The sequence below is a fragment of the Janthinobacterium sp. GL_088 genome (assembly GCF_057837845.1).
In genome coordinates, this window is sequence record NZ_CM174453.1 from 3,686,034 (window position 1) to 3,707,253 (window position 21,220).

At 57.3% G+C, this 21,220-nt stretch carries 18 protein-coding genes; 15 read left to right on the forward strand and 3 right to left on the reverse strand.

From position 1 onward, the window contains the following. Nucleotides 1-7: 7 nt before the first annotated feature. Entirely contained in the window at nucleotides 8-2,893 is a 2,886-nt protein-coding gene (locus AC3IQ7_RS16545) for a response regulator (RefSeq protein WP_489206702.1), read from the forward strand. 1 nt (nucleotide 2,894) lies between these two features. On the opposite strand, the gene AC3IQ7_RS16550 is transcribed toward AC3IQ7_RS16545, so the two are convergent. Beyond that, complete coding sequence (locus tag AC3IQ7_RS16550) at nucleotides 2,895-6,095, reverse strand: PAS domain-containing protein (RefSeq protein ID WP_489206703.1); 3,201 nt, start codon at nucleotides 6,093-6,095, stop codon at nucleotides 2,895-2,897. Nucleotides 6,096-6,235: 140 nt separating this feature from the next. Between AC3IQ7_RS16550 and AC3IQ7_RS16555 the strand changes: the two genes are divergently transcribed. Further along, entirely contained in the window at nucleotides 6,236-7,138 is a 903-nt protein-coding gene (locus AC3IQ7_RS16555; RefSeq protein ID WP_489206704.1) for an alpha/beta hydrolase, read from the forward strand. Nucleotides 7,139-7,404: 266 nt separating this feature from the next. On the opposite strand, the gene AC3IQ7_RS16560 is transcribed toward AC3IQ7_RS16555, so the two are convergent. Beyond that, nucleotides 7,405-8,307: a LysR family transcriptional regulator gene (locus AC3IQ7_RS16560; protein WP_099377167.1), complete on the reverse strand. Its 903-nt coding sequence runs from the start codon at nucleotides 8,305-8,307 to the stop codon at nucleotides 7,405-7,407. A 189-nt stretch (nucleotides 8,308-8,496) separates the two neighbouring features. Here AC3IQ7_RS16560 and AC3IQ7_RS16565 point away from each other — a divergent pair, with 189 nt between their 5' ends. From AC3IQ7_RS16565 to AC3IQ7_RS16615, 11 genes are all read left to right on the forward strand, one after another. After that, nucleotides 8,497-9,450: an aromatic alcohol reductase gene (locus tag AC3IQ7_RS16565; protein ID WP_489210471.1), complete on the forward strand. Its 954-nt coding sequence runs from the start codon at nucleotides 8,497-8,499 to the stop codon at nucleotides 9,448-9,450. 130 nt (nucleotides 9,451-9,580) lie between these two features. After that, nucleotides 9,581-10,021 carry a hypothetical protein gene (locus AC3IQ7_RS16570; RefSeq protein ID WP_489206705.1) on the forward strand — a complete coding sequence of 147 codons (441 nt, stop codon included), beginning with the start codon at nucleotides 9,581-9,583 and terminating at the stop codon, nucleotides 10,019-10,021. Between the two features lie 132 nt (nucleotides 10,022-10,153). Further along, a complete protein-coding gene (locus tag AC3IQ7_RS16575; RefSeq protein ID WP_158301135.1) occupies nucleotides 10,154-11,005 on the forward strand; it encodes a toxin-antitoxin system YwqK family antitoxin in 852 nt (283 codons plus the stop codon). Between the two features lie 248 nt (nucleotides 11,006-11,253). Further along, nucleotides 11,254-11,895, forward strand: a complete 642-nt coding sequence (locus AC3IQ7_RS16580; RefSeq protein ID WP_489206706.1) for a DUF4304 domain-containing protein — start codon at nucleotides 11,254-11,256, stop codon at nucleotides 11,893-11,895. A 122-nt stretch (nucleotides 11,896-12,017) separates the two neighbouring features. After that, entirely contained in the window at nucleotides 12,018-12,377 is a 360-nt protein-coding gene (locus AC3IQ7_RS16585) for a hypothetical protein (protein ID WP_489206707.1), read from the forward strand. Between the two features lie 601 nt (nucleotides 12,378-12,978). Then, nucleotides 12,979-13,284, forward strand: a complete 306-nt coding sequence (locus AC3IQ7_RS16590; protein ID WP_489206708.1) for a hypothetical protein — start codon at nucleotides 12,979-12,981, stop codon at nucleotides 13,282-13,284. A gap of 56 nt (nucleotides 13,285-13,340) precedes the next feature. After that, a complete protein-coding gene (locus AC3IQ7_RS16595; RefSeq protein ID WP_489206709.1) occupies nucleotides 13,341-13,652 on the forward strand; it encodes a hypothetical protein in 312 nt (103 codons plus the stop codon). Between the two features lie 62 nt (nucleotides 13,653-13,714). Further along, nucleotides 13,715-14,545 carry a GTP-binding protein gene (locus AC3IQ7_RS16600; protein ID WP_489206710.1) on the forward strand — a complete coding sequence of 277 codons (831 nt, stop codon included), beginning with the start codon at nucleotides 13,715-13,717 and terminating at the stop codon, nucleotides 14,543-14,545. A gap of 845 nt (nucleotides 14,546-15,390) precedes the next feature. Next, the gene (locus tag AC3IQ7_RS16605) at nucleotides 15,391-15,864 is read left to right on the forward strand and encodes a hypothetical protein (RefSeq protein ID WP_489206711.1); all 474 of its coding nucleotides are present in this window, start codon (nucleotides 15,391-15,393) and stop codon (nucleotides 15,862-15,864) included. Nucleotides 15,865-16,437: 573 nt separating this feature from the next. Then, nucleotides 16,438-17,394, forward strand: a complete 957-nt coding sequence (locus tag AC3IQ7_RS16610; protein WP_489206712.1) for a hypothetical protein — start codon at nucleotides 16,438-16,440, stop codon at nucleotides 17,392-17,394. A 500-nt stretch (nucleotides 17,395-17,894) separates the two neighbouring features. After that, nucleotides 17,895-18,347: an HAD domain-containing protein gene (locus AC3IQ7_RS16615; RefSeq protein ID WP_489206713.1), complete on the forward strand. Its 453-nt coding sequence runs from the start codon at nucleotides 17,895-17,897 to the stop codon at nucleotides 18,345-18,347. Nucleotides 18,348-18,843: 496 nt separating this feature from the next. Here AC3IQ7_RS16615 and AC3IQ7_RS16620 read toward each other — a convergent pair whose 3' ends face one another. Continuing rightward, nucleotides 18,844-19,083, reverse strand: a complete 240-nt coding sequence (locus tag AC3IQ7_RS16620) for an SRPBCC domain-containing protein (protein WP_489206714.1) — start codon at nucleotides 19,081-19,083, stop codon at nucleotides 18,844-18,846. Between the two features lie 130 nt (nucleotides 19,084-19,213). On the opposite strand from AC3IQ7_RS16620, the gene AC3IQ7_RS16625 reads away from it, so the two are divergent. Together AC3IQ7_RS16625 and AC3IQ7_RS16630 are read left to right on the forward strand one after the other, a co-directional pair. Then, entirely contained in the window at nucleotides 19,214-19,648 is a 435-nt protein-coding gene (locus AC3IQ7_RS16625) for a MarR family winged helix-turn-helix transcriptional regulator (RefSeq protein WP_099377173.1), read from the forward strand. Continuing rightward, entirely contained in the window at nucleotides 19,645-21,219 is a 1,575-nt protein-coding gene (locus AC3IQ7_RS16630; RefSeq protein WP_489206716.1) for a DHA2 family efflux MFS transporter permease subunit, read from the forward strand. Before AC3IQ7_RS16625 ends, AC3IQ7_RS16630 begins: the two co-directional genes overlap by 4 nt. The last annotated feature ends 1 nt before the right edge of the window (nucleotide 21,220 follow it).

The window sequence follows — 21,220 nt, forward strand, 5'->3', positions numbered from 1 at the left end:
GGCCCGCATGAGCAGCACACACGCCCCCCGCAGCCAGGCCGGCGCCAGCGGCGTCGCCTTCCTGCTGCACCTGGAACGCCGGCTGCGGCTGCTGCAAGACACAGGCGAGATCCTTTCCCTGTCGGCGCAGCTGCTGGGCCAGCGCCTGGGCGCCCAGCAAGTGGCGTGTTTCGATATCGACCAGGCCCTGCAGTGCCCCACCCTGCAGCATGCGTGGAGCGACGGCCTGGCGCCGGGCGCCGCCGGTGAGTATTTCCTCGGCGATTATGCTGCAGGCCTGGCCGAAGCGCTTGGCGCGGGCCAGGCGCTGGCCGTCAGCGATGTAACCAGCGACCCGCGCACGGCCATGCCGGCCGCGCTGGCCACGTTTGCGCGCCTGGGCATCCGTGCCTTCCTGAACATTCCGATTGCCAAGGATGGCCAGCTGGCGGCCCTGTTCGTCGTGCACAGCCGCGCCGCGCGCCTGTGGCATGCGGACGAGATCGAACTGGCCGTGCAAGTGTCGGAACGGGTCTGGTCGACCATCTTGCGGGCCCAGGCGGAAGCGCGTTTGCGCGCCCTCAGTGCCAGCATGGAAACGCAGGTGGCCGAGCGCACGCGCGAATTCGGCCGCACCTGGAACGTCAGCCCCGATTTGCTGGGCGTGCTCAACCTCGACGGCTATTTCGAACACTCGAACCCCGCCTGGCAAGCCACACTGGGCTGGTCGGTGGAGGAAATCCGCACGACGCGCTTCCTGGAACTGGTCCATCCCGACGACTTGCCGCGTACCCATGCGGCCTGGGTCGCGGCCAACCAGGGCCAGCCGGCATTGCGCTTCGAAAACCGCTACCGCCACAAGCTGGGCGGCTGGCACTGGCTGTCGTGGGTCGCCGTGCCCGAGGGCGAGAAGGTGTATTGCAGCGCGCGCGACATCACCGTGGAAAAGAAACTGGAAGCGGACCTGGCCGCGCGCAACAGTGAGCGCGAGCGGCTGTGGCGCAGCGCGCAAGACTTGATGGTGGCCATCGATGCGGAAGGCTGCTTTGCCGCCGTCAACCCGGCCTCGGCCGCCATCCTGGGCTGGCTGCCCGAGGAAATGCTGGGCCGCAGCCTGTTCGACTTCGTGCTGCCCGAGGATGCCGCCGCCACGCGCCTGGCCCTGCTGCAAGTTGGCAAGGAGTCCATGCCCAGCTTTGAAAACCGCTACCGGCACCGCGAAGGCGGCCACCGCTGGCTGTCGTGGGTGGCGGCGCCCGAAGGCGACCTGGTGTTTGCCACCGGACGCCACGTCACTGTGGAAAAAGAAGCGCATGACACCTTGCGCAGCATGCAGGAATCATTGCGCCACAGCGAAATGGCCCTGCTGCAATCGCAAAAACTTGAAGCGCTGGGCAAGCTGACGGGCGGCGTGGCCCACGATTTCAATAACGTACTGCAAATTATCTCCGGCAATCTGCAATTGCTGCAGCTGGGCCTGGACGACGACCCGCTGGCCGCCAAGCGCATCGCCAGCGCGTCGGCCGCCGTGGAACGGGGCGCCAAGCTGTCGGCCCAGCTGCTGGCCTTTGCGCGGCGCCAGCCCTTGAAACCGCTGGTGACGGACCTGGCGCAACTGCTGCGTGCGACGGAAGAGCTGCTGCGGCGCGCCACCGGTGAAACCATCGAGACGCGCTTGCTGCTGGCCGACGACTGCTGGCGCGCCCTGGTCGACCCGCACCAGCTGGAAAACGTCATCCTCAACCTGGCCATCAACGCGCGCGACGCCATGGATGGCCAGGGCCAGCTGACCATCGAACTGAGCAACAGCGTGCTGGGCAGCGACTACGCGGCCCGCCATGCGGATGTGGCGCCCGGCGACTACGTGCAACTGGCTGTCTCGGACACGGGCACGGGCATTCCCGCCGAACTGCTGGACAAGATTTTCGAACCGTTCTTTACAACAAAAAGCGAGGGAGAAGGCACGGGGCTGGGTTTGAGCATGGCGTACGGTTTCCTGCGCCAGAGCGGCGGCCACCTGACGGTGGACAGCTTGCCGGGCCATGGCAGCACCTTCCGCATCTACCTGCCGCGCTCGCTTGAAGCGGAAACGGAACTGCCGCTGCAGCTGGGCGGCCCCGTGCTGGGCGGCAAGGAAACCATCCTCGTCGTGGAAGACGACGTGCAGGTGCAGACGACGGTGGTGGACATGCTGCGCGGCCTCGGCTATGTCGTGCTGCGCGCCAGCGATGGCGAAAGCGCACTGGCCATCGTCGGCAGCGGCGTCCCCATCGACCTGCTGTTTACGGACGTGGTGATGCCAGGCAAGGTGGCTAGCACGGCACTGGCACGCCAGGCCCGCGTGCTGCTGCCGCAGCTGGCCGTGTTGTTTACCTCGGGCTACACGCAGGACGCCATCATGCAGGGCGGCCGCCTGGAGCCGGGCGTGGAGTTGCTGAGCAAGCCGTACCGGCGCGAAGACCTGGCGCGGCGCATCCGCCACCTGCTGGCGAATGGCCGCCACGTGACGGCCCTGCACCAGTACCGCGCGCAGCTGGCGCCGCAAGCTGCGCCGGCGCTGCCGGCAGGACGCCATATCCTGCTGGTGGAAGACAATGCCGACGCGCGCGCCATGACAGGCGACCTGCTGGCCATGCTGGGACACACGGTGCTGGCCGTGGGCACGGCCGAGGAAGCCTTGCTCCTGCTGGACACGCCGGGACTGGAACTGCTGCTGACCGATATCAGCTTGCCGCAAATGTCGGGCGCCGAGCTGGCCGAACTGGTGGCGCGCGACCATCCGCAGCTGGAAGTGGTGTTTTCCACCGGCCACGCACCGGCCAATTCCGGCGTGCTGGACCCGCAGGCGCGCTTCCTGGTGAAACCATTTACCGTCGAGCAATTGCAGCAAGCCTTGCTGCCATCAAGCCGCTAAGCTAATAGACGTCGAGCCGGCGCGCCTTCAGTGCGCTCGCCAGCTCTTCCAGGCCAAACGGCTTGCGCAGGAAACGCGCGCTGGCGTCCTGCATCAGGCTGGCACCCCAATCGTGCCCGGAAGCAAACACTACGTCCAGCTGCGGCCAGTGCGCGCGCGCATGGCGCGCCAGTTCCAGGCCTGACATGGTGGGCAGGCTGATGTCCGTCACCAGCACGTCCAGGCCCGGCATGGCCAGCAAGGGCAAGGCTTCTTCGGCGCTGGCCACGCCGTGCACGGTGTGGCCCAGCATATTGAGCATCTCGGTGGTCATTTCGCGCGCATCGTCATTGTCTTCCACCAGCAGGATGCGCCGCCCGGACGGGTCGGGCGCACCCACCAGGCGGCGGTCGGCCAGCACATGGCGGATGCGCCGCGCCAGGTCTTCGCGCTGGTACGGTTTGCTCAACAATTCGACGCCCGGATCGAGCCGCCCGCCCTGCATGATGGCGTTGTGCGTATAGCCCGAGGTAAACAACACGGCCAGGTCCGGCAGCAGCAGCCTGGCCTGTTGCGCCAGTTCCTTGCTGCTGACGGGCCCAGGCATAACCACGTCCGTAAACAGCAGGTCGATGGGTACGCCCGTGCCCAGCAGGGCCAGGGCCGAGGCGCCGTCATCCGCGTGCAGCACGTCGTAGCCGAGGCCGCGCAGCATGTCGACCACCGTATGTTGAACTGGAGCATCGTCTTCCACCACGAGGATGGTCTCGCTGCCGCCCAGCACGGGGCCCGTCAGGCCCGGTGGCGGCTCGGCCAGCTTTTCCAGCGAACGGGGCAAGTAAATCTTGAACGTCGTGCCGGCGCCAGGCGCGCTGTGCACCTTGATGTGGCCCGCGCTCTGACGGATGAAGCCGTAAGCCATGGACAGGCCCAGGCCCGTGCCCTCGCCTTCGCGCTTGGTCGTGAAAAAGGGCTCAAAAATCTGGTCGATCACGTCGCGCGCCATGCCATGGCCCGTGTCGGTGATGGTCAGCAGCACGTATTGCCCTTCCAGCACGTCCGCATGCCGGCTGGCGTAGGCCGCATCGAGCGTGACGTTGCTCAAGGTAAAAGTGAGGCGCCCGCCCTTCTCCATCGCGTCGCGCGCGTTGATGGCCATGTTCAGCAGCACGTTTTCCATCTGATTCGGGTCGACCAGGGTATGCCACAAGCCTTCGCTGATGAAGGTTTCCTCGGCAATCGCCTCGCCCAGGGCGCGGCGGATCAGCTCGTGCATGCGGCGCAGCAAGCGCCCCAGGTCCGTCACCAGCGGCCGCAAAGGTTGACGCCGCGCAAAGGCCAGCAGTTGCGACGACAGCTTGGCGCCCCGTTCGACAGCCGAGGCGGCCGAAGCGAGGCGCCTGGCCGCCTGCGGATTGTCGGCCACGGTCAGCTTCAGCAACTGCAAATTGCCTGAGATAATTTGCAGCACGTTATTGAAATCGTGGGCCACGCCACCCGTCAGCTTGCCGATCGATTCCAGCTTTTGCGCCTGCAATAAAGCTTGCTCGCTGCGCACCAACGCCAGCCGCGCCTCCTTCTCGTCCGTGACGTCGCGGCCGATGGCGTGGATCAGTTTTTGCGCCGGCACGGCCGTCCAGGAAATCCAGCGGTAGCCGCCATCGCGGCGCCGGTAGCGGTTTTCCATGCGCAAGGTGGGCGCGCCATGGGCCAGGCGCGACAAATCCTTCAAGGCCGCCATGCGGTCGTCGGGATGCACGAGGCTGATGAAATCCATGCCCAGCGACTCGATTTCCGGCCGCTCGAGGATCTTGCTCCAGGCGGGATTGACGGCGATGATCATGCCGGCCAGGTCGGCCACCAGCATGATGTCTGTCGACAGCCGCCACATGCGGTCGCGGTCGGCCGTGCGGTTGGCCATTTCCACTTCCAGCGAGGAATTCAGGTATGCCATCTTTTCCAGCACGTTCTTCTGTTCCTGCACGTCCGTATTCGTGCCCACCCAGCGCAGCACCGTGCCCGCCTCGTCGAACAGGGGCAAGGCGCGCGCCAGGAACCAGCGGTAGGCGCCGTCGCTGGCGCGGCGCATGCGGAACTCGTGTTCGTAGGCGCTGGCGGTGGAGACGGCCCGTTCCCAGCTTTTTTGCGTGGCCTGCACGTCGTCCGGATGCACGCAGTGGCGAAAACCGCTGGTGACCAGCGACTTCAGCGATTGCCCCGTGTACTCGCAGACCTGCTCGTTGACCCAGTAGGTGGCGCCGCTGCCATGCGCGAGCCAGGCCTGGTTCGGCATGGTGGAAGCGAGCGAACGGAACTGCGCTTCGCTGTCGAGCAAGGCATTGCGCGCCTGCCAGTGTTCGTCGATATCCTCGCACGAGCCATACCATTTCGCCGGCTGGCCGCGCCCATCTTGCCGGCAGTAGGCACGCGAATGCATCCAGCGGTACTGACCGTCTTGCCGGCGCACGCGCATTTCCTGGTCGAAAGGCTGGCCGCTGCCCACCGCTTCGCTCCAGGCCGCCAGGGAATGGGGCACATCTTCCGGGTGGATGGCGTCCAGCCAGCTGGTGCCCAGGCCGCTGCCGCCCGTCCATTCGCGCCAGCGCTGCGCCACATAGTCGAGCTTGCCGTCGACGTCGGCCGTCCACAGCACTTGCGTGTTGAGTTCTATGGCGTAATGAAAGTGTTCGCGGCTGTCGTGCAGCGCCTGTTCCAGCTGGCCCCGCTCAATGACATGCGCGGCCACGCGCGCGGCCAGCGCCAGCAATTCGGTTTCGGGTTGCGTCGGATGGCATGGCGCGGGGAAAAACAGGCCCAGCACGCCCAGGATATGCCCCTTGGCGCCAAACACGGGAGCAACCCAGCAGGCGCGGTAGCCGTGCAGCATGGCTTCCTTGCGTCCCGCGCTCCAGTTCACGTCGCGCGTGATGTCGCCGCAATACACGGGCGCGCCGGAAAAGGCGGCCGTGCCGAACGGGGATGGCTGCTCGCCGCCGTGCCGCAGGGCCAGGCACAGGTCTTGTGGCAGGCTGGGCGCGGACAAGCCGCAAAAGCGGTCGGCTTCGTCGATGAGCACGAGGCAGGCATGCGCGCCGCCCTCGGCCAGGTCTTGCAGCGCCAGCAACAAATGCTCCAATGCATGAGCCAGGTCGGCGCCTGCCGCGATGCTGCCCAGCGCACTATGCTCGGCGTCCAGCAAGGAAAGAATGTTGTTTGCGTGCACCGTGTCGATAAGGGGAAAACTGATGCCCGAAATATACCATGGGGCACCCCTGTTGCAGGAGGAAAACAGCGCACTGCTTGATCTCTGCGCCCACGCGGCCCTATGCTAAAGTGTTGCTCTCTTCTCAAGCGAATTCCAGCATGCCTACTTCCCTGCCATCCTCCCTGATCGCCACCGCCCTGCTCGCCTCGGTCCACGGCGCCGTCGCCGCCCCCATGAGCCTGGACGATTACCTGGCCCTGAACGGCCCCCCGCCTACGGCGCAGATCGCGTATGGCCCCGCGCCGTCGCAATACGCGCAGCTGTTCCGACCCGAAGGCAGCGGACCGTTCCCCGTCGTCGTGCTCGTGCATGGCGGCTGCTGGACGGTAGCCTTCGGCGGCATCAAGCAGATGCGCAACGTGGCCGGCGCCCTCGTGGCGCAAGGCATCGCCGTGTGGAATGTGGAATACCGGCGCGTGGACGAGCCGGGCGGCGGCTATCCGGGCACCTACGAAGACATGCACGCGGCACTGGACAGCCTGCAGCAGCACGCCCCCGAATACCAGCTGGACGTGAACCGCCTCCTCGCCATGGGCCACTCGGCAGGCGGCCAGCTGGTGCAATGGATCGCCGGCCGGGAAAAACTGCCAAAGACCAGCCCCCTGTACCGCGACAAGTTCCTGCCAGTCAAAAACATTGTCAGCCTCGGCGGCCTGGCCGACCTGCGCCATGAGAAAGACTTGATCAAGACCAGCTGCGAGCGCGACATCGCCCAGCTGGCAGGCAGCGCCAGCACCGAGCGTCCCGACATCTACAGCGACACCAACGCGGCCGACCTGATTCCCAACGGCAGCCGCACCGTCCTTGTCACGGGAGAACTGGACACCATATCCCCACCCCGCGTCGCGCACGACTACGCGGCCAAGGCCAAGCTGGCCGGCGACCATGCGGAGGTGCTGATTTTGCCGGGGGCCAGCCATTACGACGAGATTGCGGCGACGTCGAATGCGTGGGGGATGATATTGCCGGTGATTCGGGGAATGTTGGGGATGCTGCCTTGAAGCATCATTCCGGTTTGGGGCCATGCATGATTCAAGTAGAAGTTCTCGACGAAAACGTGTCATGGCCATTCACGATTCCTCCCGGCCGCAGCAATCACGATGGAACTCCACCGCGCTTGGCCGAACTCAGCACAAATGCCAAGTCCTGGCGTTTAACCGGGTGGCGCGATGGCAGTTCGAATTCCATCATGTGTTTCGAATTTGTCGCGCTCACAAAGAGCTAAGAGCTGCGCAGGTAAATACTTAGTTTTGAGCGGCAACTGATTTCACTTCAGTTCGGTGTTGCTGAACAGCTCAGTCGTCCAGTCAGCGAACGCTCGCATCGCCGGAGATAGGAAGCGGTGATGGGGGTAGAGCAATGATACCGGCACCGGCGTCGGCCGGCTGTGGGCTAGCACCTCGACCAATTTTCCGGCCTGCAAATGGTCCGCTACCAGAATCTCAGCTAGCTGCGTCAAACCGTGGCCATCAAGGCACAGCTTGATGTACAGCCCAGTCTCATTGACCGCGACCGTTCCCGGCACCGGGACGACAATGCTGATGTCTTCGTCGACGAAATGCAGATCGCTCCCTCGCCGCGTCGTGCTGGAAAAATAGTGGACCGCCCGGTGTCCTGGCAAATCCGCCAGGACACCGGGAACACCGTGTTCGGCCAGGTAGGAAGGCGCCGCGCAGGTGATCCAGCTCAGCTCGCCTAGGCGTCGCGCGACTAGCGCCGAGTCATCAAGGCTGCCGGTGCGGATGACGCAATCGACGCCTTCCTGTATCAAGTCTACCTGGCGATCATTCACGCCGATCATCAGGTAGATGTCCGGGTACCGCTGCTGGAATTGCCACAACCGCGGCAGTATCACGGCATGGGCAATGCCTCCAGGCATATCCACACGCAGGCGTCCTTGCGGGCGCTCGCTTGAGCCTTGCAGGCTCGATTCGGTGTCGGCTATCAGGTCGAGTATTTCGCGGCAACGGTGGAAGTAGCGTTCGCCTTCCGGTGTCACGCTGAGGTTTCTAGTGGAACGGTTCAGCAGGCGCGTCTGCAAGTGTTTTTCCAGCCGCTTGATGATGCCGGTGACCGACGATGCGGGCAAGCCCAAGGTCTCTGCTGCGCGTACAAAACTCTTGCTCTCGACCACGCGAAGGAATACCTGCATTGCTTGTACGCGATCCATGTCTTGTCCGTGTGGCGCTAAAGGAAACGGCACTATACCCCAATATTGTTCGGATTTTCTGCATGCTGAAAACCTCCTGGGCTGCTTTTTCTGCGTTGCTGCACCTGCTACAGTGCAGGCATCATACTTACAGGAGAAACAACAATGTCCGATCAGGACCGCCAACTGCTGGTGCCGCCAAGCTATCCGATGAGCCAAACGGATCCTAACGCCACGTCTCAAAACATTCTCGTGCTCGGTGCCGGGGAGCTCGGCCTTCCGGTGCTACGCAATCTTGCGCGCCGCGCGAAGGACGTGGAAGGTGCAAAGATCAGCGTGCTGCTGCGCGCAAGTGCCGTTGAGTCCAGTGCATCAGGCAGGCGACATGATATCGCGGAGATCCAAGGTCTTGGGATCGAGATCGTCATAGGCGACCTTGTGAATAGCACCATTGATGAGCTCGCCGGAGTATTTGCGCAATATGACACAGTAATCGGTTGCGCAGGCTATGCCGCGGGAATCGACACGCCAATGAAGCTGGCGCGGGCAGCCTTGCAGGCGCGGATACCGAGATACTTCCCATGGCAGTTCGGGGTCGATTTTGACGTGATCGGTCGTGGCAGTCCACAGGACATCTTCGACGCACAGTTGGACGTGCGCGAGTTACTGCGCAGTCAGCACCAGACTGAGTGGGTCATCATCTCGACCGGGATGTTCATGAGCTACCTGTTTGAGCCTGAATTCGGTGTTGTTGACCTGCACGACGACGCAGTCCACGCCCTGGGCAGTCTTGACACCGCTGTGACGTTGACGACTCCGCACGATATCGGAGCGCTGACTGCCGAGATCGTGTTCGCCAAACCCCGTATCCGGAACGAGATCGTATATCTGGCTGGCGACACCGTGACTTACGGGGAGGTCGCCGACAAGCTTCAAGCGGCCCTTGGCCGCCCCTTCAGGCGTTCGGAGTGGAGCGTGCAGTATTTGTTGGACGAGCTGGCGCGCGACCCGCAAAACATGATGCGTAAGTATCGTGCGGCCTTTGCTCAGGGTCGGGGTGTCGCATGGGACAAGCAAGGCACGTTCAATCAACTCCGCACCCTTCCTGTTACCGACATGGCATCATGGATCAATGCAAACCTTATTTCTGGCCGCAGCGAGTAATCGTGAGTCCGGCAGTCTAGGCAAACTGCATCGACGACAGCCCCTCTGAGCTGCTCCGGGCAGATGGTTCGGTAGAGTAGATGTTGTTTAATTCAGGGCGTGCAGTCGCCCGTTTCTAAATATGGAATCAATGACAGTGATGGCAATAAAGTGGATGAACCAGGAGGTGCGAAGCTACAATGGCCTCATGTGCAGCAACGGTGACATCTACGAAGTGCACGAAACCTGGATGGCCGGAGTACATGAAAAACAGGAGCTTGGCGGTTGGCTCAATGTCGCGATTCTGGCGCAAGAAGAGCTGTATGGTGGACAGTACATAGTTAAATGCGGAGAGGCTATGGAACACGGCTCAATCGGCGTAGTCGTTTTGGAATCGCTGCAAAATCATGAACCTGTTTGGACGTTTGTTTCGGATCAATCCAATCCATTTGATCAAATAACAATCAAGGGCGACTGGGTTGTGGTGCTGTCAACGTCAGGCGCCGTGTTACGGTTTGGTGCGCCAATGAGGGAGGCAAGGCTTCTGCTTCCGAGTACGTCGATCAATGATACTAACGACGGGCGCTTGTAAAGCGAGACGCTGCTCTTCCACTATGCTTAGGTGATGCCTTTTAGGCAGCCTCCTCCCATAATCGGACATTGGAAAGCATTCATCGGCTCCCCCCAACCATTATTATTAGAGGCGTATTGTTTAGAGATGTGCTTGATAAATCAGAAAATGATATGCCTGGCGTTAAGTGCCATGCTCCTTGGGCCAATAACGGCGAAGGCCGATATTATTCAACGGCATGTGTTTACGGCTATTTCTAGCGGGCAGGACAGCGAAGGTGCCGAGGTACTCACCGTGGCGGAAACGACTGCATGTGGTGGCAATCAGCTGCGCATGAAGGAGGGGATGCTCGAGAACAAAGACGAATATGCGGACCTCAGATCCGGACTCGTCCAACGGATCCACGATAAGACACCAATGGCCGTGACCTTGTTTGGCTGCCCTGCAGGGAAAACTGGCGAGGAGGCGATACCGTTTGCACGCATGATTGCCGGTTGCGGCCCCAGCTCCTGTTTCGACGATAAGGCGCGCCTGTACTTGGACGAAGAACTCATGCCGCAGGTCAAGGAGCGCTCGCCTTATCTGCTGGTGTTGCCCTTGCCGAAAGCAGCGCTTCCCGGTACTTGGAAGGTGGAGATCTTCGATACGATAAGACGCGACGTGGTGCGAATCTCCGGACAGACCGATGCGGCTGATTTTGTTTCAGGCAAGATGGTAGGCGATTACCGGGATTATGATAGCGATGGCAATATCGGATCACAGGTAAGGCTCGATGCAAATGGGCGCAAACATGGAGTCGCGACTACATATTTTGACGACGGCAAGCTGGAGTCGTTGGGACAATGGCGCGATGGTCTGCCCGTAGGTGTGCAAAACAGTTACCACCGTAACGGCAAGCTATACATTCGGCTAGTTTACAATGAGAAAGGCGAGCTGCAGAGTACTGAGCAGTTCAACGAGCAAGGCGTACTGGTGCATTCAGATGGTCAGATGTCGAAAAAATGAACTGATGCAGTGTGTCAGGTGCCAGAAGTATGTAGAGAGATGTAGCAACCATGCAAGGCGCCCTGGAGTGTAGGCTAGTTTTCAAGTTAGTGAGGTTGACTGCAAGCGGCCAGAAGCGGTCGTTCATCTCATGGGACGACAAAGTCGCTAGTTGAATGGCGGTGTCGCTATTCATTTCGCGCAGTATTACGGTCTGGCTCTGCGCTATGTCTACCAGTAGCCTGTTACTTTGAGTTTTGGGAAACACAATGTCCATTGAAACTACGCGTATCGAAACCATTATCAAGGTTCACTTGGCTCCAGAACTTCGTGCAGAAGGCTTTACGGGATCTGGAAGGACGTTCCGCCGCACTCGGGATGGTCAAATCCATGTGGTCAATATTCAGGGGTCGAGCTATGGAGGACAGTTCGCGATCAATCTTGCTATTCAACCAGTTGCAGTTCCTGATGTACTAGGTGACGCACCCGCCCCAAAGAAGATCGCTGAGTCTGCGTGTGAGTTCAGGAGGCGATTGTCGGAATCCGGGGCAGATCAGTGGTGGCGCTATGATGATCAGGCATCACTTGAAAGGGCAATGAACGATGCAGCCAAGGTCTACGTGGCATACGGTCGCCCGGTGTTTGATACGATGTCGATGCCGCCCTCTCCACTCGACACAATGAAGGTGGAACACTTGGTGGAAGGTCCGATGGAGTTCTGTGGATTTGGGATAACGAACGTTCGCTTAGCTCTTGTACTCGCGCGTCTGCGCGAAGTGGAAGGGAGAATCCCTGATGCCGTTTCATTTGCAACGTACGGACTGCAACATGCAATCAATGCATTTGGACTTAGATCGGAACTGGAGCGAATCGCAGCACTGCCCCATAGTCCGCCGGACAAAATAATCTAGCGTGCACTAGTATCCAGAACATCGAAACGCTGCTCTGAGTCTTTACCAATGTTCCCAATGGGGCTGAAACCGCCGACGACGGCAGCCGGCCAAAAGCGGCCGTTAAATTAATCGAGAAAAACATGGAAAATATTCTTCGCCGCATTCACGAGGGACACTCCCAGGTCATCGCAGAGCTTAATGCCGCATTCACTGTTCATGGCGCGTCAAGAAGTGAATTCTCTGACAGTTTTTCGAAAGAAATTGCGGAGAGATATATGGCGGGTTCGATTGACTTCGACATTGCTGATTGTGCGATGAATGCACTGTCCGCTTGGACGCCACTTGAAGATTTTCCTTCCTACTCTTGGGCGGTATTCCAAGCCTTTGATGAAGGAGAGTATTTGCATCCAGGGCAAGCAATCGGTAGCAATGAAGATGTATATACTCGTCCTTTGCTGCGTAAAGCAATGTCGGATTTGCATCCCCTGGACTTCAGCTAGCGGCCAACAGCAGACGTTGGGAAGACTACGGTAGGCCGTTTGAACGGCATATATCGAATGCCACCGAGCATCCTTGAACGATTGAGTATGACTTGAATCTTATAAGTAATTCAAATGAACTCGCAGCACTGTTCTCAAACGATCGGGTAACCCGGGACCTGAACGAGGAGTTATTCGCTGCGCTGCCAGCCGGCAAAAGCGTTTCAGTCGAGCTTGAAGGCGGAGCGCAGTTCAAGATTCCACCGATGTGCCAGCATGAGGTGTGCGCAGTCGTGCTTCAATGCGACCTCGTTCCCTTATCTGTTCACGTCCGGGTCTTCTGCGCGGTTGGCGGGGTCAAAGGCGAGTCACGTGGAGTCATCGAATCCAATATATGCTTTGCCGTTCTCAAATACGATCAAGACGGCACATTGTTTACATATGACCTGTACTCCTCACAATTCTGTTGACGGAAAGTGATAATGCTGGTGGGCGATGTGAACGTCGGCTTCGGGGCGGAACCTGCCAACGACAGCCGCCGGCCAAAAGCGGACCGAGTCAATTAAAATAAGGAGTTGGTGTGTCAGTCGCAGATGAGTTTTGCAAGGCACTGGATAGGGGGATGGCCGAACTCAGCGATGATGAGTGGTCTGTCACGAAGATCAGAGAGCGCGCGCTTATTGGCGTGGCCCCAAACGACGCATTCGGTAGCATTTCCGGGGTTTTGAATTTAGCAGGCAAGCAGTCAAACGAATATGCTTTCGTATCCTGCTGTTGGTTTGCGATGGATTTGGTAAGACGCAGTGATACGACCGAGCCTCCATCGGGTGTGGCGGAAGTGCTGATTTCGCTGCAACCAGCAGCAGAGAAATTTGGGGCTGCTAACGAGTTAAAAAATATCGCTAACTGGTATCGGCTGACAATTTGAAGCAACATCAATAGGCCACTACCGGCCAGGAGCAGACGGAGTAGTAAGGGATAGAGATGATGTACCACTCGCTAAAAATGGAACCATTGACTGCTTTTTTGCTGACGGCGCTAGTAGCGTTAGGATATGTTTGCTTGATTTCCCCGCTGTTGGGACTGCTGCACGTACCACAGACATTGGGTCATGTCATGAGTGTTTGGTTTCCGTGCTTACTCTCCGCGCTGGTCTATGTATTGTTGGCTGCCCGCGCATTGACGGCGAAGCTGAAGCCATATTCGCGCACGCTTGCGGCTGCCGTTCTCGTCCCTGCCGCTGCGTGGACAGTTTATTTTTTTGTAGGTTTTGTTTTCTTAGGTTGGCAGATGTGATTGCGACCGAGTACGGCCATAAGCGGTCTTTCAGTACCTCATACAGATTGGAAATTTTGAATATGAAATTGAATAAAGCCGTCGTGGCCATCTTGTTTTCCATTTCCCAATCTGCGTGGGCGAATTCAATTGATGTAGTTCTTCTTGGCGACAATGGTCGACTGAGTCTAATCAAACAGTGTGGCGACGACTGCAAGGAAGGTGCGAGCGTCATTGGTACTCCGCCACAAGATAGCACCGCGTCAGAAATTGCAACGTATTCGTCTCGGGCCAAACACGCTGTAATTGTTGTAGATGCAACGAAAGGTCCACTGCCAATTACACGCGAGCATATCCAAATTGCCAGACAGGCTGGAGTTTCGAGCTTGTCAATAATGTTTGTGAATATGGCCGGTTTGGACGGCATGAAAGACGCAGGAGAGCTCGTTGAACTCGAAGAGATGGAAGTCCGAGAAATAATGAACACTTACGAAATGCATGGGGATAGGGCAATGGTGTTTCACGACACCAAAATCAAATCAATCTCCCAACTTCGTACGAACGGACTTGGGCTTCCGTCAGCACTAAAGTTCGGCGCATCGGTATCCCAACGGCAATCGGTCCAAATGAAGTACCTCAATGGGAAACGGCTCGATTCATACGTCTACTTGCTGACTCAAAAAGAATCAAAGCACACATTGCCACTCAACAAAAATACGCCGGTGCGGCTTTGGGTAAATGGCCAAGTGTCTGATGGCGCCGTAATTTCAGAGAAGGGTCTCAGTCCGGGAGGGAATGGCAAGCTCTTGCTCGAAACGGCATCTTCGGTTTCAGCAGCAGAGGGTTCTCGATTTCTCCTGGAACGAGACGGCAGAGTCATCTCCATGGGGGTGGTAATTCACGTTGGCAACTAATACACATCGAAGAACTCGACCGACGGCACGCGGCGCTAGGTGTCGCTGGCGGCATCCTTGAATGGTCATGGCTTCAAGCGAAAAAGTACGTTCAATCGAAATGACCGCTTTGGGGCGGAAGCGGACGGTGCCATTGAATCGCCACTAGCAGCTTAGACTCTCCTGATCCAGAGTTCTTGGAAGATGAGAGCCCGATGGATCGTGTGAGGGCCTGTACGTGCTGCCACGCTCCTAGTACGCGATCTCGTAGCTGCCTGATCTAACGACGAGAGCGGGACAGGCCTGTCTATCTCCCCTGCCCTGTAGAGTCTCCTACCGCGCGCTAGCAAAAGCTGACCTCCCCTCCATAATTGCCGGCGAAGGATCGTTTATCCGATCGAAGCAGCAGCAGAGCGCCGGCTTCTGAAACTATGGCGGCACAGGTGGCTACGACAGCCAGGTCTATCTTCTGCTGGGAGCCCTCGATACGATCGCAGCTTTTGGAGTTGCCATCACGAACAGCACAGCCTGGTGCTCGAGAGTGCCAGGTCAAAACAGAAGATTGCTCTGGCTGCCTAACTTCCACTTACAGTGTGTTGCGTTGACCGATTGAATTCGCAGCTAGAAGTGGACATTAACGCTAACGTGACAATGTGTGAGTTTTTCTGCTTGGCAATTCGTTATGCTGCTGGGCTGCCGTCGACCATGCGGTGACGCCATGAGCTCACATTCAGATTGCACTAAATTTGCTAGAACTAGAGCATGAAATGCGCTCGGCGCTAAGCCCGTTTTGAGTGGACTACCCCTGGGGGCATCTCTCCATAGGCCCGATCACATTGCAAATTTACGATAGATAAACTGATTCTATGAAAAAAATTCTTGGCTTTGCTTCATTAATCGGCTTTGCAACGGCACTTATGGTGCATATTGCTGCATTGATGGGAGTAAATATGCCCGGCAATTTCCCTGCGATCTGGTGGCTGCACGTTGGAATTTTCGTAGTGTTCATTCCGTTTGTCTTCACCAGCCGAAAATCATTCGACCCCAAGCCAACGTTCGCTGAAATACGAGCAACTTTTCCTAAGTGGGTTGTCGGACTTGGACTCTTTATTTCTGCTTACGCATTGGTAAATTTTTCATTCTTCATGGTGCAAGCGGTGGGCGGCAATCCTTCGATCGTTGACGGGAAATTTGTGCTTTTGAACCATGGAAAGTTCATTCGCGAACTGACCGAAGTAGAGTATTCAACTTTCAAGGCAAATGAAGTGCGTGGCTTTTCCGGGCACTGGCTTGTTTTCTACTTTGTGCCATTTGCATATTTCATGTTTCATAAGAAATGAAAGCCGTTCAAGTCGACGTCTTCGACGCGGCTGCATTGATACATGAGGCTCTTCTTTCTGTCTTCGTCAAGATCTGCTAGCCTTTCGGCCGCGGATCCGCGGATACAAGTGGAGGTCGCAACAACCTAAATTTTAGGTTCAAGATCAGAAAATAATGCAATAAAGATCTCAAATACATTGTGATACCACCTGACGGCATGGATGCCGGAATCTCTATAGCGAGGCGTGCAGAGCGAAGACTATTATATATACATTGGCGCGACGCTCCGGAACTTTTGTCGCGGCGAATGACCTGCTGTGCTACAGCATTGATATTCGCCTATGGATCCAAGACGCGCGCCAAATCAAGCCGTTCCAGCGGCGTGCGTGGTGTTGACAACAGTATCTGCAACGGTCCTACATTACCAGACAACGGCAATTGCTGATTTTTCTTTGCCAAACTACCCCGCCATTCTACCGAATGCAGATGTTGTGCCACTAAGGTGCAGATTCGTTGACCGCAAAAAAATATGGTCATCTTACATCTGCAGAAATTATTGATTCACTTCATTAGCAATCTGCACTATAAACTCCATGATGCGCAATAATTCAAAAATACCTACTAAACCTCACGGAAATTCCTCCATTATTAAATTAACTGGGTTTAAAATAAATAAGAAAAGTACAGCAAAAAAATCTGAAAAGAAGACTGTAACGTTCGCCAGATTACTTACTGTATTCTCTATTGTTGGCACAGGTCTTGCCTCTATCGGGTTCGGCGTATCAATGGCTGTGAATGATGTTCTTTCCCTACCCCACGAAACATTATTCTCCAGCACATTGGATTTAATACAATTATCAATCTGGGGAATATCACAATTCATAAATGGTCTGGTTGGGATAAAATCAATATGGCCAGCATATGTTGATTTTATTATCAATATGGCGTCCCCAGCGTGGTTCTTATTTCTGTGCGTGACAACTTACGTAATATTCGGGAAGCGAATCACTCCTATAATCACTTGGGTACGTAAATATGCTTCAAGAATAAAAGAAAAAACAATTATCCCCAAAAAAGAAGACTCGAAAAAAACTCTAATCCTGAAGTGTGCAGGATTTGCTTCCATTTGGACAATTGGCGTTTCTATCCTATTCTTTGCGTTTTTTTTCGTTACTATCATATTATCGGGAGTACTAATTTTCACGACGACCGCAGGCCTCCAAGCGGGTTACCTGCACATCCAACAATACGTTATTGCACCACAGTCATGTCGCCCTCTGCGGACGCGCGAAGAGCGACTGAAAAAAAGGACCGGTGCGGCTCCATCCTATGCCGATTGCGTAGCTGTTTCATCAGATCGCAGGAACCTTGGAAGGGGACGGCTTGTATTTGCCACAGCCACCTCTGTCGTCCTGTTTGATCCGAAATCAGGAACTACTTGGCGGATTCCAACAAAGGATGCTGTAGTAGAGACAGTCGATACACTGGATGAGACCCCCTCATTGGTTCGCGCTCCACACGTAGCTACTAGCCGCGCCCTTGTAGAGTGACAAACAACTGGGTAGGTTCTGTCGTATTACTGATCCGAAGTCGGAATTTTCCTGCACGGGATTTACTCTCCTCCTTTCAAATTAGTGAATCGCCACCAGTAGCTTAGACTCTCCTGATCCATGGTTCTTGAAAGATGAAAAGCCGATGGATCGTGTTAGGGGGCTGGGCGTCCTGCCAGGTGCTTGGCGTGCTATCTCGTAGTTGCCTGATCCAACGACGAGTTCGGGCCTGGCCCGTCTATGTCCCCTGCCCTGCAGAGACTGCTGCCGCACCCAAGGACAAGCGACTTGAGCTTCGGTGAGTTCGTGCATTAACGTTCCCGCGGCAAAACGCCTTACGACGGTAAACTCGGGTCTCGCAGAGCGCGGTGCAATCGAGTCGAGCTCTCTTTCGCATCATTTCCACTCTGCAAGGATGCATTTAAGTTAAAGTGGTCCGTTGATAGATTGAGTCCGCAACCAGAAGCAGACAGTCTACCTTTCAACTTAGAGACCACAGAATGATACTTTTCTTAGACTTTGATGGTGTACTCCATCCATTTCCGATGACGTCGACCAGCAGTCATTTTTCAGCGACTCCGTCACTATGGACAATCTTGGAAAAAATTCCTGACATTTCTGTAGTCATCACATCAACCTGGCGTGAGCAATTTTCTTTGGCGCAATTGGTGGAACTATTAAAAGGGCATGGAGGTGAGCGCTTCTCCAATCGTTTCATTGGCGTTACTCCAATCATGGAAAGTACGACTGACTATGTACCCGGTATCCGTCAACGAGAGATTGAATCGTGGTTGCTTGAGAACCAAGTTACCGATGAACCTTACATAATTTTGGACGACATAGAAGAATATTTCGATTCAACCTGTCCAAATTTGTATCTTGTCGATGGGGTCAGCGGACTCACTGAGCATGACACTACAATGATCCCAATCTGGTTGGGTATTTCAAGGTGAAATTCAATCGATGATGCGGACTACCGTTCGCTTTGGGGCGGAACCTGCCAACGACAACAGCCGGCCAGAAGCAGTCATTTTCATCAGCTAGTTTTCCAAGGACATGATGTGTTATTCGAAGTCGAGAAAAAGCAGCCGAAACAAGACCCAACAGCTGCTCAAGTAAGTTCACAGATTGCGAAGTTGCGCTCATATGGCCCATCATCTTTTGCGTCGTTGACAGATGAGCTTGGGAATTATCTTCAAGTGGCAGGAGGTGGCCTTACCTGCCTACTTGAAAAACGTACTGTAGTTGATGGAAAGCACTTCCGCGCGTATCTTGAGACGCCGAGCGGCATACATCCAGATGGTACTATCCTCGCCTTCAGCGGCGGCCAGGTAAGGCTTCGAGCCGACGAATGGCTATCAGCTCCGTTGGTTACTCAATATTTCACCGCGTTCTTGCACGGTAACGAGCTCCCGCACAGTATCAGGTGGCGAGAAATCACGTCTTTACTCAGCCCCACATCTCGTAGCCATTATCGGCGCGCATGCCGTAGTGGAAAATGCCGCCCGGCTGCAAGTCCAGCGCCAGCACGCTCAATTCGAAGCCGACAGGTCCCCACCACTGCGCCAGGCGCTCCGGCTCCACCCACGATTGAAACACCAGTTCGCGCGGTGCGTCGAAGGTTTGCGTGATGACAAAGTCGCTGCTGTCGCGGTGCTGTCCGTCCTGCTTCTGTTCTGCGGTGGTCATGGCGCTCTCCTGATGGTGATGGACTGGCACTAATGTACCAGCGGCGCCGACAAACGGGAAGGCCTGTACGTCGGCCAAACCAGCATGCTAGAATATTAGTTAGATACCTAACTATTAGACGACTTACTTTATGATTTCTATCGAAGAGCGCTTTTCCGCCGCCCTCCACAAGACGGCGCGCGGCTGGCGCCATGCCATCGACCGGCGCCTGAAAGACCTGGACCTGGGGCAAGCGAGCTGGATGTGCATCGCCATGATCGCCAAGTCGCCGCAGCCGCCCTCGCAAAGCGAGCTGGCCCATCAACTGGGCGTGGAAAACCCCACCATGGTGTCGATGCTGGACCGGCTCGTGAAATCGGGCTTCGTGCAGCGCCAGCCATCGGAAACGGACCGCCGCGTGAAACTCGTCGTGCTGACCGAGGCGGGCCTGCAAGTGTATGACACCGTGCGCAAGGAAGCGGATGGCTTCCGCAAGGAACTGCTGCAGGGAATTGATCCCGATCAGTTGCTGGCAGCCACCGAACTGCTGGAAGCGTTACAGGCGGCCACGGAGAAATCCGCATGAGTTCGGGCACAGCCAGCGCCACACCGGCGCTGCCCGCTTCACAAGACCCCACCCTGAACCGGCGCATGATCACGATTTCGATCATGCTCGCCACCATCATCCAGGCGCTCGACGGCACCATCGCCAACGTCGCCCTGCCCCACATGCAGGGTAGCCTGTCAGCCTCGCAAGACCAGATCACCTGGGTACTGACCTCCTTCATCGTTGCCGCCGCCATCGCCACGCCCCTGACGGGCTGGCTGTGCGACCGCTTCGGCCAGAAGAACACCTTTCTCGTGTCGGTTGCCGGCTTCACGCTCGCGTCCGTGCTGTGCGGCCTGTCCGGCACCCTGTCCGAGATCGTCGCCGCGCGCCTGCTGCAGGGCGTGTTCGGCGCGGCGCTGGTGCCGCTGTCGCAGGCAGTCTTGCTCGACATCAATCCACGCGAGAAACATGGCTCGGCCATGGCCATCTGGGGCATGGGCGTGATGATCGGCCCCATCCTGGGACCGACACTGGGCGGCTGGCTGACGGACAGCTACAGCTGGCGCTGGGTCTTCTTCATCAACATCCCCATCGGCGCCATGGCCTTCTATGGCATCTGGCGCTACATCCGCAAGGACCCGCCGAACCGCCGCATGAACTTCGACATGTTCGGCTTTGCGACGCTCAGCCTGTCGATCGGCGCGCTGCAGATGCTGCTGGACCGGGGCGAGCAGAACGACTGGTTTTCTTCCACCGAAACGTGGATCGAGGCCATCGTGCTGGCCATGAGCTTGTGCTACTTCATCGCCCACACGGCCCTGCGCCCGGCCGGCAAGTCCTTCCTCGACTACCGCCTGTTGAAAAACTCGAACTATGTGAGCGGCTTGCTGTTCATCTTCATCGTCGGCATGGTGCTGTTCGCCACCCGCGCGCTGACGCCGTCGATGCTGCAAGGCTTGATGAATTACCCGGCGGCCATCGCGGGCCTGGTGACGGCACCCAGCGGCCTGGGCACGATGCTGGCCATGCTGATCGTCGGCAGGCTGACGGGCAAGATCGATACGCGCATCCTGCTGGGCGTGGGCTTTTCCATCACGGCGTTCTCGCTGTGGCAGATGGCCAATTTCACCCTGGACCTGGTGCCGAAAACGGTCGTGTGGAACGGCATCATTCAGGGCATCGGCCTGGGCCTCGTCTTCGTGCCCCTGAGCGCGGCCACGTTTGCTACCCTGTCGCCGCAGATGCGGGCGGAAGGCACGGCGATCTACAGCCTGGTGCGCAATATCGGCAGCAGCATCGGCATCGCGCTCGTACAAACCTTGTTGGTGCGCAATACGCAGATCGCCCATGCGTCCTTGACGGAACACATCACTATCGCCAATCCGGCCCTGCATGACCCCGGCATTACTCAGGTGTTCGACCTGGGTACGAGCACGGGCATGGCGACGCTGAATGGCGAAATCACGCGGCAGGCGTCGATGATCGCCTACCTCGACGACTTCTGGCTGATGATGTGGCTGACCATCCTCGTGCTGCCGCTCTTGCTCCTGATCAAACCACCGAAGAAGAATGCGCCTGTCGTGGTCGACCACGCGGCCATGGAATAAC